Annotated in this window: 11 protein-coding genes; 1 reads left to right on the plus strand and 10 read right to left on the minus strand. The window is 40.3% G+C overall.

Translation table 11 applies throughout. The features are described 5' to 3' along the window. Window position 1 precedes the first annotated feature (1 nt). The 7 genes from R2S57_RS22405 to R2S57_RS22435 form a co-directional block, all read right to left on the minus strand. The gene (locus R2S57_RS22405; protein WP_316847177.1) at window positions 2–1,888 is read right to left on the minus strand and encodes a RagB/SusD family nutrient uptake outer membrane protein; all 1,887 of its coding nucleotides are present in this window, start codon (window positions 1,886–1,888) and stop codon (window positions 2–4) included. 52 nt (window positions 1,889–1,940) lie between these two features. Beyond that, complete coding sequence (locus R2S57_RS22410; protein WP_316847178.1) at window positions 1,941–5,123, minus strand: TonB-dependent receptor; 3,183 nt, start codon at window positions 5,121–5,123, stop codon at window positions 1,941–1,943. Between the two features lie 958 nt (window positions 5,124–6,081). Next, the gene (locus R2S57_RS22415; RefSeq protein ID WP_316847179.1) at window positions 6,082–6,984 is read right to left on the minus strand and encodes an AraC family transcriptional regulator; all 903 of its coding nucleotides are present in this window, start codon (window positions 6,982–6,984) and stop codon (window positions 6,082–6,084) included. Window positions 6,985–7,544: 560 nt separating this feature from the next. Then, window positions 7,545–8,156 carry a hypothetical protein gene (locus tag R2S57_RS22420; protein WP_316847180.1) on the minus strand — a complete coding sequence of 204 codons (612 nt, stop codon included), beginning with the start codon at window positions 8,154–8,156 and terminating at the stop codon, window positions 7,545–7,547. An 85-nt stretch (window positions 8,157–8,241) separates the two neighbouring features. After that, complete coding sequence (locus R2S57_RS22425; protein WP_316847181.1) at window positions 8,242–8,661, minus strand: hypothetical protein; 420 nt, start codon at window positions 8,659–8,661, stop codon at window positions 8,242–8,244. Between the two features lie 94 nt (window positions 8,662–8,755). Next, window positions 8,756–9,820 (minus strand): hypothetical protein, encoded by a 1,065-nt coding sequence (locus tag R2S57_RS22430; protein ID WP_316847182.1) that lies wholly within the window; start codon window positions 9,818–9,820, stop codon window positions 8,756–8,758. Continuing rightward, window positions 9,778–10,137 carry a PadR family transcriptional regulator gene (locus tag R2S57_RS22435; protein ID WP_316847183.1) on the minus strand — a complete coding sequence of 120 codons (360 nt, stop codon included), beginning with the start codon at window positions 10,135–10,137 and terminating at the stop codon, window positions 9,778–9,780. The genes R2S57_RS22430 and R2S57_RS22435 overlap by 43 nt, the downstream gene beginning before the upstream one ends. 384 nt (window positions 10,138–10,521) lie before the next feature. Here R2S57_RS22435 and R2S57_RS22440 point away from each other — a divergent pair, with 384 nt between their 5' ends. Next, the gene (locus tag R2S57_RS22440; RefSeq protein WP_316847184.1) at window positions 10,522–11,280 is read left to right on the plus strand and encodes a hypothetical protein; all 759 of its coding nucleotides are present in this window, start codon (window positions 10,522–10,524) and stop codon (window positions 11,278–11,280) included. 167 nt (window positions 11,281–11,447) lie between these two features. On the opposite strand, the gene R2S57_RS22445 is transcribed toward R2S57_RS22440, so the two are convergent. The 3 genes from R2S57_RS22445 to R2S57_RS22455 form a co-directional block, all read right to left on the minus strand. Next, window positions 11,448–12,731, minus strand: coding sequence for a glycoside hydrolase family 71/99-like protein (locus R2S57_RS22445; protein WP_316847185.1), 1,284 nt, complete (start codon window positions 12,729–12,731; stop codon window positions 11,448–11,450). Between the two features lie 103 nt (window positions 12,732–12,834). Then, the gene (locus R2S57_RS22450) at window positions 12,835–13,128 is read right to left on the minus strand and encodes a hypothetical protein (RefSeq protein ID WP_316847186.1); all 294 of its coding nucleotides are present in this window, start codon (window positions 13,126–13,128) and stop codon (window positions 12,835–12,837) included. Between the two features lie 69 nt (window positions 13,129–13,197). Then, window positions 13,198–14,247, minus strand: a complete 1,050-nt coding sequence (locus tag R2S57_RS22455) for a hypothetical protein (RefSeq protein WP_316847187.1) — start codon at window positions 14,245–14,247, stop codon at window positions 13,198–13,200. Between the last annotated feature and the right edge of the window lie 70 nt (window positions 14,248–14,317).

Raw genomic sequence — 14,317 nt, forward strand, 5'->3', positions numbered from 1 at the left:
CTTACCAACCTAGATTTTGAACCAGATTCCTGTTGTTGACAATATAATTTTCATCAATTGGCCAGAAATAGTCTTTGGATCCAAACGATTGGTTATACACCACAGTTGTTCTGTAATATGAAATCGGTTCTGTTTGCGAAAGGTCCCATCCCAAAATTTGTTTATTCAACTCTGTCGCAGATTCTTTCCATCGGCGAAGGTCCCACATGCGCTGCGACTCAAAAGAAAATTCAATGAGTCTCTCCTGATGTATAATGGAGCGCATACCAACCTTATTCTGGTATTTCCCAGGGTTGGTAGAGAAATTTGACCATGATGTTTCCACCGTAGGTAATCCAGCACGTGCCCTTACCAGGTCAATGTACTTGCTCACTTCAGCACTGGGCCCTGTAGATTCATTCAATGATTCTGAATATAATAGATAGAGGTCGGCTAAACGGAGGATCGGGTATGGATAATTAACCACCGAATAATCATTCTGTCCATTAATCACGTTTTGGAAGTGAATCAGTTTCTTCAGGTTATAACCGGTTACGGTGTTATATCCGTATTTACCTTTACCATTCCGCTGTTTGAACTTACTTTCTAAATAAAACAGCCCCATGAAGTCATTATCATCATAACGCCCGTGTCCGTAATAAACTGCACCATCGAACCCCAGATCGGCATAAAAACGTGGCTCCCTGTTGAAATGCAGGCCTACAGTTGTGTATCCTTTGTGCACATAAAGACGATCTGCATCTCCCGAGACCCGCAGATTATACCGGCCTGTATAATCATAAGTTTTGTCTTCGTTAATCGGGACACCATTTGAAGAATAAAACATTTCTGCAATTTTCAAAGGTGGAGACAGTTCTCCTCTGGTAATAACACCATCAAGGTACCTGGGATCCCACCAGTTAGATATTAATCTCTGCAGGCCATCGGTGTTGGACTGGGTATTCGCCCAAATAATTTCACTGTTCCATTTTTCGGTAACGGCACCACTGATGCTCAACTGAGTTTTGATGAGGTCGCTAACCGCAAATTGCTGAAATGATGGATTATAGATGTACAATTTCATTCCTGCCGCTGAACAGGCATCTATAGCTTTTTTGCAGGCTGCTGCTGCATTGTCCCATTTGGTCTGAGAATATGTGGTGTTAAATAATGCGGTACCATTCGGACTTCTCAAAGTAGATTGATCCGTGTTTCCATTAAATAACGGACTGGCAGCAGTGACCAATACTTTTGCTTTTAAAGATAAAGCGATGGGTTGGGTAATTCTGCCAGCTTCTGTAGCCGGACTGTTAATAATGGCAGGAAGTCCGACAGCAGCTTCATCAAGCAAAGATGAAATGTAATTAAAACAGGAGTCGACCGGATCGCGGTAAACCTTAACTTCGTTTACGTCTGCAGAGATCGGTAAATTCTCTTTGATCAATGGAATTGGCCCGTACATTCTCACCAGCAAAAAGTGATAATAGGCCTTCAAAAATTTCACCTCTGAGATCCAGCGGTTTTTTTCTTCTGGTTGCATGTCTGGCACTTTACCGATATTTTCCAGAAAGATGTTACAATCTCTTATCCCCTGATACATGGATTGCCACCGGTCTCCAAGCGGCCCCACTTTGCTTTGAAATCCTTTTGCCATATCCAAATAGGCAGCCCTTTCTGGTATTTCCCAGAGTTCGTCTCCACCAACCATTGCCGGATCATCTCCCAGTTGCCCATTTTTAGGCATGAAAGAATAACAAGTGTATAAAAACTTCATCGCCTGGGTACGCATGGTAAAAGCGTTGTCAATTGTGGCTACATTATCTGGAACTACATCCAAAAATTTCTTACACGAACTGAGTGCGAATAAGAAGAGTGTAGTGTAAAATCCGGTTATAAAATATTTTCTCATAATTTGTCTGTTTATAATTTAACAGGCGCAGGTAGGCACGCCATAAATCCAATTACTTAAGGGATACGTTTACACCAAAATTGAACACACGTTGAATTGGGTAACCCAGACCATCGCCGCCCATTTCTACATCCCATAAGTTAAACTTGCTGAAGTTGACCAGATTGGTTGCATTTGCATAAATTCTAAAATTAGAGGTGTGCAGTCTTTTCTGGATACTTTGTGGAAGCTTGTAACCAATTTCCACTTGTTTAAGTCTTAAAAACGACCCATCCCGCATAAACCAGGTACTTCGCTGGTTGTTGTTATCGTTAATATTAGGGCTCAATCTTGGCCAAAGTGCATGGATATCACGCGAATCTTCAGACCAATGGCTATCGGCGTAAGCTTTTAACAATTGGGTTTCATTGTCGAAGGGAGAAGTAGCCCGCGAATCGATCCAGAAAGATTCATTGGATAGCCCCTGGAAGAAGGCCGAAAGGTCAAAGTTTTTATATCCGGATGAGAACCCAAATCCGTAAACCACTTCGGGCAGTCGTGGGTTGCCGATTGGCACCATATCCGCACCCGTAATCTGACCGTCGCCGTTAACATCGGTATACTTAATATCCCCGCCACCATAAGGCCCGAAATTTTGTTTTGGAGAGTTTGCAGCCTCTACATCATCCACGAACAAACGCTCTGCAATTAATCCGTAATCCTGGAATATCGGAAGGCCGATACGGCTACGGTATTTCTCATTATACACAGGCTCTTCATAAACAGTGAACTTACTTCTTGCGTAAGTAAAGTTCCCGGTTCCCGCAATCCAAAAATTCTGACCGACGTTCTGAGTGTATTCTAAAGAAAGATCTGTTCCTTTTCCTGAGGCCTCACCTACGTTTGCCCGCACGTCGGCAGTTAAGCCCATGGTTACCGGAATGGCTGCCCGGCTCATCAGAATGTTTTTACGTTTTTCTGAATAAACCTCGGCAGTTATTTTCAACTTGTTAAATAATCCCAATTCTAAAGCGAAATTTGTTTTAGTGGATTTCTCCCAGGTAATATCCTCATTAGCGTATCTGGATATGTTTACGCCATTTAAATAACTACCGGCCCCAAGTCCATTCCCGAAAGTAGCTCCCCTGGTAGCTGAATTCATATCAACATTAGATAAATAAAAGAACCGGTCTGACGGGGAGCCGATCGCATCATTACCGATCAGACCATAAGTTGCTCGTAGCCTCAAATTATTCACGAAAGGCTTAATTTTTTTGAAGAACTCCTCATTAGAGACGGTCCATGCAACCCCATAAGAAGGGAAGTAGCCGTAACGTTGTTTTGAAGAAAATCTTTCTGATCCGTTGTAACCAAAATTATACTCTATATAATACCGGCTATCATAGTTATAAGTTGCTCTACCAGAAACGCCCATATTCCTTGAGGGAAGGGACTCCTGGAGGTCGGATCCATTTGCGCTTAGGTTATTCTGCAACATGGTTACAACCAAAGCACTAAAACCATGTTTTTTAAAGTTCTGGCTATAATTCAATTGCCCCTGCCCGTAAAAAACAGAGTTCAAAACCCGATTTCCTGGACTATAATTCAAATATTCCGTTCCAGTATCTTCGTTCATGGCATCAATTGAATAGGTATTTGCAACAGGGTCATAACCAATCAAATTATAGTAATAAGGATTATATGCCCTGGTTACATCAAAAAATGTGGTGCGGTTGGTATTCATCATCACCTGTGCATTTAATCCCTTCAGGAGAAAAGAAAGATCTTGCTTCAACTCCAGCTGCGCGAGCATCAAGGATCTGGAGGAGTCTTTATATCCCCTTACTAAATCTGCATACGGATTGGTATACGTTTTACCCCCCAGGTCAGAATTACCAAACATAATGTGCTTTACAAACTGATGTTGCTCATCTACCGGATAGTACTGGGGAAAAAGTACTGGATTGGTCCGCATTACTCTTCTGTACATCTCGGCACCACCATCTATAGGGCCTGTATATTCATCGAAATTACCGCTTAAACGCACAACCATTTCGGTAGTTTTGGTCAGGTTAATGTTAATGTTCGATCTAAGCGAATAACTTGTTAAATCAATATTGTTATTGAAGTTATTTCTGTTGTCGACCTTTAACAACCCATTGTCTTTATTGAGGGATCCCGAAACAAAATACCTTGCCACTTCACCACCTCCACTTACGTTAAGATTAGCACGCCGATTGACGGCCGTGTTTTTAAAGACTAACTCTCTCCAGTCATTTGCCGGGTAGATATTTGGATTTAGGCCTACTCCCGTATTGGCAATTTTTTCGTCACTATACAATACCTGCCCCAGAGGGTTGCGGGTAAGTATGGCTTCATTGGCCTGCTTCATAAAGGTAACCGGATCTGCAAGCTCTATATCCCTCACTGATTGTGACACCGAGTTTTCTAAGCGAAAGGAAACTTGCGCTTTGCCTACAACCCCTTGTTTTGTTGTAATCAGTATAACCCCATTTGCTCCACGCGCACCATATAAGGCTGTTGAAGTGGCGTCTTTCATAACAGAAAAACTCGCGATATCATCAGTATTTAAACGGGCAAGTTCAGTTGTACCCACTTCCATGTTATCAATTAAGATTAAGGGGTCATTTTTATAACCGAAAGTTGTTACCCCACGGATAAAGAAGTTGGCGTTATCGTTTCCCGGTTCGCCACCACGCTGAAAAGCAATCATACCAGGAATACGGCCTGCCAATGCGGTTGTAAGGTTACTTGATGGGATTTTAAGATCGGCAACCTTTACCGACACAACCGAACCTACAAGGTCGGATTTCTTTTGTGTACCAAATGCAACAACTGCCACTTCCTCCAGCGCATTACTTTCATCCGGCAGCAACTTCACATCCAGCGACTTTCTTGTTCCGACGGTAATCTTTCGTGTTGAATAACCAACATAAGAGAAAACCAGCACTTCTGATTCGCTTTTGATCTGTATGCTGTATTTGCCTTCTGAATTTGTTGATACAATACGTTTTGGCGAAGATGCCTCAACCTGAATGGTTACGCCTGGAATAGGACTGCCTTTTTCGTCAAGAACGGTTCCTGTGAGCACCTGCTGAAAAAAGGCAGCTTTGTTATTTGATATATAAAGATCAATTTCTCTAATAAAAACTCCTGTCTTCTTGACATTTGTGGCCGATAGGTAAAAAACATTGCCAAAAATGAAGCATACGAGGAGAATAAGTATTTTTTTCATACTTTTACACCTGTTTAAATGTTAACTGTTCTGCAGTTCCGGAACCTGGTTCTAGCCTCTTGCCGGTCCTGCGTTAAAAATCATGTACATTTGAATTGGTCTTTTAAGAGCTTTTACGCAATAAAGGCACTTAGAAGACTTTTTTTGATAATCGTTATATCATATAAGCCCTTTCTTTTAATAAATTGTTATTTAATCAGTTGAAATGATCGTTTGACTGGATTTAGATTTTAGATAGTTAGATGAGCGGATCGGAATGTTGAAATAGGTCGACAGCACATAGATGGCTTATCATGGTTATTTGGTTATCATTACTTGATCACTGTCCTAACCACAGTGAATAAGTTAGTAAATCAAAGATAATCAGTTCCATCATTTGACAGTTGTAGATTTTGACAATACATTTGTACTTTATGATTTTTTGATCCAATTTCCAGTCATGCCTTTTCTATCAATCTAAAGTGAATTGGTATAATCCCGGTCCTTCTTTAAATCGTTTTGAAAAATAAAAGTGAGTATCGGAACGAAGCTCATTGGCAATCTCCTCAAGCGGAATCATTGAGCTGCACAACATTTCCTTCGCTTTCCATTTTTATTTGAATAATTAACAGCAAGGGTTGCTGAATATTTTCAATAACGCCCAGAAGTGTTGTCACAACCCGGTGATGTATAAATCTCATAATGTTTTTATTTGGTTAGCTTAACAGACCTCAAAATAATTCTTTTCAAACAGTAAACTGTCATGCACTGTTATGTTAAGATTCTAAAAGCGATATTTAATTGATATCATTGGTAAAAACACACATTTGATTTCAGTTTTAGACACCTGAGCTATTATTTTCACAACCTCTAAGACAATATCTTACCCACATCAATCACAGTAAAATGCGCAAATGCACCAAAGTATGCTCCTGCTCCTTTTTACTTTTAGCAAATACGGGTCTGTTTTCTGTACGAGCTAAGCGCCGCTTTCAGCATCTGATCCTGTTGTTAATTGACGGTAAGTTCGTGGTGGCAAGCCACTTTTCTTTTTAAAAAGCTTAGAAAAATAAGATACTGAATCAAACCCAGTATGGTCGGAAACCTCATTGATATTGAGAGCGGTCATGGTCAGTAGCGTTTTTGCACGCTCTAACCTTAAATTCAGGTGGTATTGATTAGGAGACTGTCCTGTAATTTTCTTAAATGCTTTCCGAAACGATGAATAGCCCATGGGTAGTTCCTTTGCCAATTGTTCCATATCTAAAGAATTTTCAAAGGATTCCTGGATCAGAAATCGAGCCTTGGAAATGAGCTTTCCAATCGGATCAAGCGTAAGTTCACTATGCCTGAGCTGATTGCTCAGCATCCCAAGTATCTGCATGGCAATTCCGGCAATTTGCTGTGGATAGCCCACTGATGAAAGTTGTACCAGATCGATCAGTTTTTTATACAATATCAGCATCTCAGAATTAAATCCGAGATCTATGATCGGCTCTTCTGCGGAAAAGAATCCTTGACTCATAAGGTCTTCTATAAATCTGCCGTTGAATCCAAACCAGTGCTCTTCCCAGCCTAACTTTACATCAGGTTTATACCTGTGCCACACTCCTGGAAAAAGCAAGAAACAATTTCCGGCCACTACCTCTTTAGGTTCTGTTACGGCTGAGCCATAAATACCTTTACCCTTGGAAATAAATACGATATAATAGTCATTCAGTGTCCGGCCCCGGTTCCATGTCAAATGGTGACTTTGCGGATGTTCCTGATTTGGATAATTGTCGTTAGGTCCCACTTTGGAATATACAACTGAAGTGATGTAAATACCCCATCTTTCTTCAAAGGAGGTGAAATTAAGGTACTTAAAATAGTTTTGTAGCATATAGGTTCATATTTGGTTGAGGTATGCCGGAATCCACAATAATTCATACCCAAGGTAAAACAATTATAATACTGTTTCTAAATCCGATAAGCGTCTTTAAAACTGGTAACAAATAAAAATTCACAAAAGTAACGGTATCAATAGATACAAAAATAACCGGATTAATACAATTGTCCCATTTCATGCATATTTCACGAGAATAGTGTCGCCTCCATTTCAGTGCAAACTACCTGCAAAATGGATTACAGGGTAAATACAATAGTGTTCCTTTCCGCTGAACAAATACCAACAACTCCTCCCAACTGCTTTTTAGATTCAGCTTTTTCCAAAATAATCCATTCCTGGATTCAAATCAACTCAAAAACCAGGCTCCTTTGCAGTCCAAATTACGAAACCTTAAAAATGCAATGTAACAGTTCAGACCGGCTGATGAATACCATGCCTTTGGCTATCAGCGCTCCCTAAAGGCTTCATATCCTTTTGAATTTGAACAATTATTCCCTGAAGCTATTATCTAAAAAAGCATTCGGGGGGAGCGAAAAGCGCTTTAAGGAAAATTGCTAGTTCGGTATTTGTTTTTTAACCCATTCCAATTGGTACAAATTTAATACACCAGGTTCAATTTTTAAATCGGACCTAAAGTATAATATACCTGTTATGAAATGGCGGGTAAGCTGGTTACTGTTGGTGATAACAACATCTGAATCAAAAACAGGGGTATTTTTCACGATCCTACCAGATTCAGGATCCAAAACATAAAAGTTTAGTATGAAAGGACCGCCCTCTCCCATCTCGCTCAAAAACACATCATATTTTTCATCCTGCGGACGGATTTTCAAATCATCGTAATTTAATGTGCGAATCAGTTCTATGTCGTTGTAATAATTAATACCATTTTTATCTATCGTTATTTTGGTCACATTACTTTTTATTTTTTTTCGCATCGTTACCATCAGCCAGCCAAAAAACCACACCAGCAGTAAGGATAGTACAAGCATTCCTATTTTTAAACTGATTGAAATATGTCTTGAATAAAAAACGATTATCGTTTGTACGATCATAGCAATGATTACAAATACCGACATCAGCCAGCCAAATCCTTTGATGACCGACGTGAAAACGTGGGAATGCCTGGATATTATTTCGGGGAAGTTGTTTTTAGTAGATGTCATTTTTAAACGATGTACCGATGCAGTGTGGTAGTATTTGATGTTATGTAAATTTAAAAAGATACAACGACTAACACAACCATGGAAACTACCCCTTAGGCGCAACATATTTTAAAATCAGCGCCATCAGTTTTTTGTCAGTGAAATAATCCCCTCTTCCATAAAAAAGCCCAAATTGGTCAAAGCAATATTTAACCCGCACTTTCCTGTAATGAAAGGTTACCACTCCGCGGACATCAATACTATTTGTTTCTGCACTGCTCACAAATCCTCTTGCTGCGTTCACAAACGCAAGCATCTCGGTTTTAGCCTTAACCAACCTGGTCTGCTTTGAGTTTTTAAACATGCTGTTGAACTGAGTGCAACTCACCGCAACAAATGTTTCCGTTCCAAAGTTTTCCCACTCAATTTTGACAGATTTAAGTTTTTGCTTTTGTGCGAAAGCACTTGTGGGAGAACATAACAACAACACCGCACCAAATATTAAGGGGTAAAAAAAGTTTTTCATGAAATTTAGTTATTGGGACAATATTAGTTAAATATTTATCCACCGTGCAAATGCTCTATTTTCTGACAGCAATGAGTCAAAAGGAATACTCCTTTTATAAGTGTTCCATATGTTTAGCTTTACTCGCAAGCTTTGCGCCTAACACACCTCCAATACTCACATTTGCTAGGAGCGAGGTAACAAAAAAGACAGTATAAAAGGAATTTCCCCGATCAATATCAGCCATGATCCCAACAGATGATTCCAGGATAAAACCAATTGAAGTAAAAATAAAAATTGATTGTGTAACACCTGAAGTCCGATTGTAGTAGGCTAGCAAAAAAGAAGCAACAAAGTAGAATATCCCAAAAAGCACGGCCTGAAGGATCATATTATTAACATGCATCGCTCTTGTGGATGCAGCAAGAAGTTCTACAATAAAACCGAACAGCAATAAAAATAAAACTGATGGTTTATCAAATAAACTTTTAAATCTAAATTCACCCGCTCTGTTCATGCTGAAAATCAGGCTCAGAACAGCTATGGGTATGCTCATCGCTGCTAGATAAAAGCTGAATTCTACCAGACTATTCTCAAACATTTGCACAAGATATTTTATCGAATGTCCTGGAATCATTTTATAAACGTAGGGTGCGCCAAGCATGCTAATGACTGTTGGCAGAGAAGACATTGCAACCCAAGACAAAAGCCTTTTATCTAACTTATTTTCAATAAAACACGATATATGATGTTTATATTTGAGTAAACTAAAAATCCCAGCTATAAATAGAATATGAAATGTAATTATAATCAAGACCGCTAATGTGGAGGTTTCAAAATACCGGAAAACCATCCAATAAAACAGTGCGATCAGTGCAAATGCTATTGCAGGGATCCCATAAAAAATATTGAAGCCAACCAGGAGATAAGCCCAGATTTTGTTGTGTTTTAAAGACATGTTCACCTTACCGTATTCTTCGGCGAGCAGTTCTACATTACCGATACGTTTGCAGGCTACCATAAAAGCCTCTTGCTCTGACAAGCCCATTTTATGTAATGTTTCGGTTGAATCATAAAGATGGCCCGTGAGTTCATCAGCGTCAGAGCCCATTAGGCTTCCCTGAGCTTTAATCAAGCCTACATAATTGAAAATAGCCTGGTCGAGGTTGAAAGATTCCATAATTTGTTGATTAAGTCGTTAATGAAGTTCATTTGTGCATATTGTTCTTCGAGTTCCCCCTTGCCTTTACTGGTTAAAACATAGTACCGTCGGGCTCTTCCGGAATCCGCTTTTTTCCACTCCCCCTCTATCCATTTTTTTGATTCCATTTTCTTCAGCACCGGATAGAGCGTCCCTTCAGCTACATTGAGTTCGCCACCAGTTTTTTCTTTCAGCTCCTGAATAATCTGATAACCATAACTTTCCTGTTGCCTTAATATGATTAAGATTAGGGGAGCGAGTGCACTGGCCATAAAATCCTTATTCAACTCTACCATAAACCAAACATACTTAGAAGTTCTAAGTATTAAAAATATTTTTAAAAAAATATCTTAACAAGCAATTCAAACCTACTGTGCAGATGGCACAACCTTAAAAGAAATATACTATCTTAGTTTAGTCAAATAAAAATAACGCTCATTATGCTCCAACAACTTCATCCTACCCAAGCGGTAACGAAAAAGAAATCATCTTCTCAAACAAAAAATACTATATCGTTTTCCGAAACCAGCTAAAAATCCACTATACTGGCTATTTAATTTGAGCTTAATGGTGGCGTTCTACCCAACATTTAGCAAAGAGATGTCTTGAAGGCTATCCAAATTGCAACAAATATTTCCCGTCATGTAAAATCACACTCAACCACCACTTACACCAACAATATGAAATCAATCAAAATTCTATCAGCATTAATCATGTTCTCCGCCACCGCTCTTGGCCAAACCATCAAGTATCCTCATGTTGAAAGTTCGGAAGATCTCAAAACAGTGATTACTCAAATAGAAACCAACAGCAAAAATACCATCGTTTCTTTCCGCTATACCGGCCAGGGGAATGGCGATTGGGTACAGCTAAATAAAAGTATGTACCTACAGGATGCCAGTGGTGAGGAGAAATACAATTATGTCCGCTCAGAAGGCATCCCACTAAGACCCGAAAAATTAACGACTACAGTACCCAATCAGCAAGTAAACTTTAAAGTTTACTTCGAAAAACTGAAACCGGGCACCAAAAACATCAACGTCATCGAACGTGCCAGATCCATCGCTGACCTGAACAACGGCGTAAACTTCTTAAACTATTTCAACGTTAGCCTAACCAAATCTCAACCAAACGAAAACGGCGCAATGTCAGCGGTTGATGTAATTTTGGCACCTCCGCCGCCATCATTAGACCATGCGGTTGAGACTGCACCAGGCATGCCTGATATGGCCAACATGGGCGCCATGGTAAATAACATGTTCTCAGGCATGCTAACAGCACAACTGAACACCTACAGCAAACCAGAGATCATTAACCAGATTGCCAAGATCACAAAAGATTATTATGACGCACTGATCAAAGCAGGTTTTCAATCAGATGCGGCATTAAAGATTGTGATTTCCAAACCATTAATTGGTATGGATAACGGAAACAGATAAGTACTGACCAAAAAAATTGCATCACGCCAAACCAACGATGTAAACAAATCTACCGTTGAATGGCAGGAAAATGAACCTGCCATTCCATATATCCTATGGTCGCCGATTGGCTGGGACATGAAACAGATTGATGGTTTGGTACCCGTTATACCAGCAACGGATCCTGATTAATATGAGTTGATGTGATTAATGTGATATAGCGGAACATCTTCTTTGAACGGCACTTCTTTTCTGAGCATTTTGCCCGCATATCCGGTTAGAAAAAGGTAGAAATCTTCGGGAATGTCCTGTTCAAAAGTTACAAAAGTGCTCGCCCCAATGGGAGGATTTTTTGATACTTTGAAAATGGCCGTACCCTCATCGATTTCATCAAACATGGCCACATAAAGCATTTCAACGCCGTTATTTATAGCTGTAGACAATTGTTTCCAGAAGAAACGACCCCTGTTACGCGGTATCTGGTTCGAAGGTGAGCTTGGATTCATATTGTGCCAGCTAAATCCTGGAAATACCACCCCCACATAGTCTACCTGATTCTGTTTGCACCATTTAATATCTTCTTTCTGGATTTCAGCATATCTGCCATAACTGGATTCATTGTTATACCGTCCTATTGTCCAGGGATGAACGATATCGGCCTTTTTTATGATCTGGTGTAGCAGCGGATTTTTCTCGGTGTCATTTCCAAATTCGCGCCAGTAAGTGGGAACACCAAGCATCACTGAGCAGCCCCCATAAACCGGATCATTTTTCAAAAAATCGACGATCTTATCTACATCCCGCAATGAATACCTTCGTCCATCACTAAATCCTACACCCCATATTACCACAAGCGGTTTACCGTTATGATAGAGATAAGTCTGCCTGTTGCCTCGCCTGGTGATTTTCATACTGTCAACCAGGTTTTTCCAGTCATTGATCAGCACCTCATCCACATCTCCGCCCATTCCCGAAAGGTCGTACATCACTGATATCGCCCGCTTATATTTCTGAGAAGATTTCAGTGCATTTCTTAAAACGGTATTGAAATGGTTACGGCCGGATCTCCCTCTGATCTCGGCAACGAAACGCTGCATAAAAACGCCATCCACACCATACTCTTTCATCCATTTAAAATGGGTATCCACCGTTGAAGCATCGTGAGCGCTGCCCACAAAAGCCGGCTTCCCGTCTGCAAGTAAAAAAGGGGTTTGGTATACTTTTTTGAGTTCGCGGGTATCAGGCCAAAGATCCACATTCGTACTTCCCGGAGCAAATTTCCCTTTTGATGTATAGTGGTACCAAGCCCTATCGGTTCCATCTCCCGGGGCATTGTGCCATCCCTGATAACCGGCCATGATCAAGCCTTTATATGATAAAAAACTGGATGTACTGCCATGCTTACGCTGTGCTGCTGCATTTATAAACAGCTCGGTCATCAACAGCAACAGGTATATTTTTCTTTTTAACATTTTACATTCTGCTAGCTCCGGCCACAACCATAATATCGATTTATGAAGATGTATATAGTGACATTGCTAATTTAATCTTTTCACCTCATATCGAAACTCAAAATTAAAAAAGGGAGAAAAAATATAGGATGGGAACAGCAAACAGGACAATAAAAACCAGATCAATATTGGCAATCTGCTTTTGTTTATTCCGAATTCTCACAATAAGATCAATTACAAAACCAACAAATAAAAAAAATAATATCAACGTAAGCAATATTGCCATGCCCAGGCCAACATCTGTAGGGTGCTCTTTCATCCTGTTTGCTTGATACGCGATTTCTGAATAAACGTACCATCCCAACAACGGAATGCCGACTATCGCAATACGCATAACTACATGTTTGATAAGACTCATATACTTGATTTAAAGTAAACCGAAAGATAATACTAATCACTGTCAGGGACAGATGCGGACTTTAAATACTTACTTTCTTACGACAGCGATTTTGCGTACCAGTGCCGATTGTGTTCCATCGGTTAGTGGTACAACTGTACCATTCTTCCAGTATTGCGCCATTCCAGCATCCCGGTAACCTGCGGCAAAAACATCCGAACCGGACACAGCTATAGATAAAGCAAAAGCGCTTTCGGGTCCATTCGATAAAATGACAGGGGATCCGTTTTTCCAATATTTTGCCATAATCGCATTATTGCCGTTTGAAGTGCCCGATCCCGCAACATATACATCACCTCCATTTACGAAAATCGAGTTCCCTCTTACATCTGGAGTACCATCTTTAATCAGCACCGGACTTCCTAAATTTTTGCTATAACGGGTTTGCGACTGGCCAAAACTGTTATAAGTTTCAGACCATAGTAAATATAAATCGCTTCCTGACACTGCTATAGCCTGATCGCTGGCGGTTGTAGTCCGGTCTGCAAGATCAAAAAGCTGCCCATTCTTCCAGTAAACGGTAATCGGGTTAAGCCACTCAAAGTTTCTCCGCTCCCCGATTACATAAACATCATTCCCGATCAGGGCAATCCCTGAGGCTATAGCCTGCTGAGTGCCATCTGTTAATACTAAGGGTGTTCCGTTTTTCCAGTACTTGGCCTGATAGGTCGACTTCCCGGGAGCAAGTTCCTGTCCGGCGATGTACACATCGTTTCCCTGTATAAAAATGTCATTCGCAAAAGCATCACGGCTACCGTCGGTAAGTGAAGTTGATATTCCATTTTTCCAGTATTTGGCCACATACTTTCCTGCAGCATTAATTTCGAAACCTGCAATATGGATATCGTTGCCAGATATGGCCATGGCCCTTGCGTCAGATGCTCCGGTACCATTTCCAAGTGTAACGGCTTTTCCGTTTTTCCAGTATTTGGCCACATAACCTTCTCTTCCGGCCGCGTATATATCAAACGGAGACTGTTCAGGCGGAGTGGGCTCATCCACGCTTCTCTTTTTGCATGCCGGGAAAACAATAGTCAGTGTAATTAAAAGTATTAAAGCTGTTCGTAAATGATGCGTCATATATTCTTGATTTTAATTTGAAATTGAACAGCTGTAAATGAATTTAGTTTCAGATTCCTAGATTTATTTT

This window comes from Pedobacter psychrodurus, from assembly GCF_032678585.1.
GTDB lineage: Bacteria > Bacteroidota > Bacteroidia > Sphingobacteriales > Sphingobacteriaceae > Pedobacter > Pedobacter psychrodurus_A.

Bases quoted from the DNA above. Each gene is read 5' to 3' on its own strand.
- R2S57_RS22405 (WP_316847177.1), bottom strand. From the start codon at position 1,888: ATGAGAAAATATTTTATAACCGGATTTTACACTACACTCTTCTTATTC.
- R2S57_RS22410 (WP_316847178.1), bottom strand. From the start codon at position 5,123: ATGAAAAAAATACTTATTCTCCTCGTATGCTTCATTTTTGGCAATGTT.
- R2S57_RS22415 (WP_316847179.1), bottom strand. From the start codon at position 6,984: ATGCTACAAAACTATTTTAAGTACCTTAATTTCACCTCCTTTGAAGAA.
- R2S57_RS22420 (WP_316847180.1), bottom strand. From the start codon at position 8,156: ATGACATCTACTAAAAACAACTTCCCCGAAATAATATCCAGGCATTCC.
- R2S57_RS22425 (WP_316847181.1), bottom strand. From the start codon at position 8,661: ATGAAAAACTTTTTTTACCCCTTAATATTTGGTGCGGTGTTGTTGTTA.
- R2S57_RS22430 (WP_316847182.1), bottom strand. From the start codon at position 9,820: ATGGAATCTTTCAACCTCGACCAGGCTATTTTCAATTATGTAGGCTTG.
- R2S57_RS22435 (WP_316847183.1), bottom strand. From the start codon at position 10,137: ATGGTAGAGTTGAATAAGGATTTTATGGCCAGTGCACTCGCTCCCCTA.
- R2S57_RS22440 (WP_316847184.1), top strand. From the start codon at position 10,522: ATGAAATCAATCAAAATTCTATCAGCATTAATCATGTTCTCCGCCACC.
- R2S57_RS22445 (WP_316847185.1), bottom strand. From the start codon at position 12,731: ATGTTAAAAAGAAAAATATACCTGTTGCTGTTGATGACCGAGCTGTTT.
- R2S57_RS22450 (WP_316847186.1), bottom strand. From the start codon at position 13,128: ATGAGTCTTATCAAACATGTAGTTATGCGTATTGCGATAGTCGGCATT.
- R2S57_RS22455 (WP_316847187.1), bottom strand. From the start codon at position 14,247: ATGACGCATCATTTACGAACAGCTTTAATACTTTTAATTACACTGACT.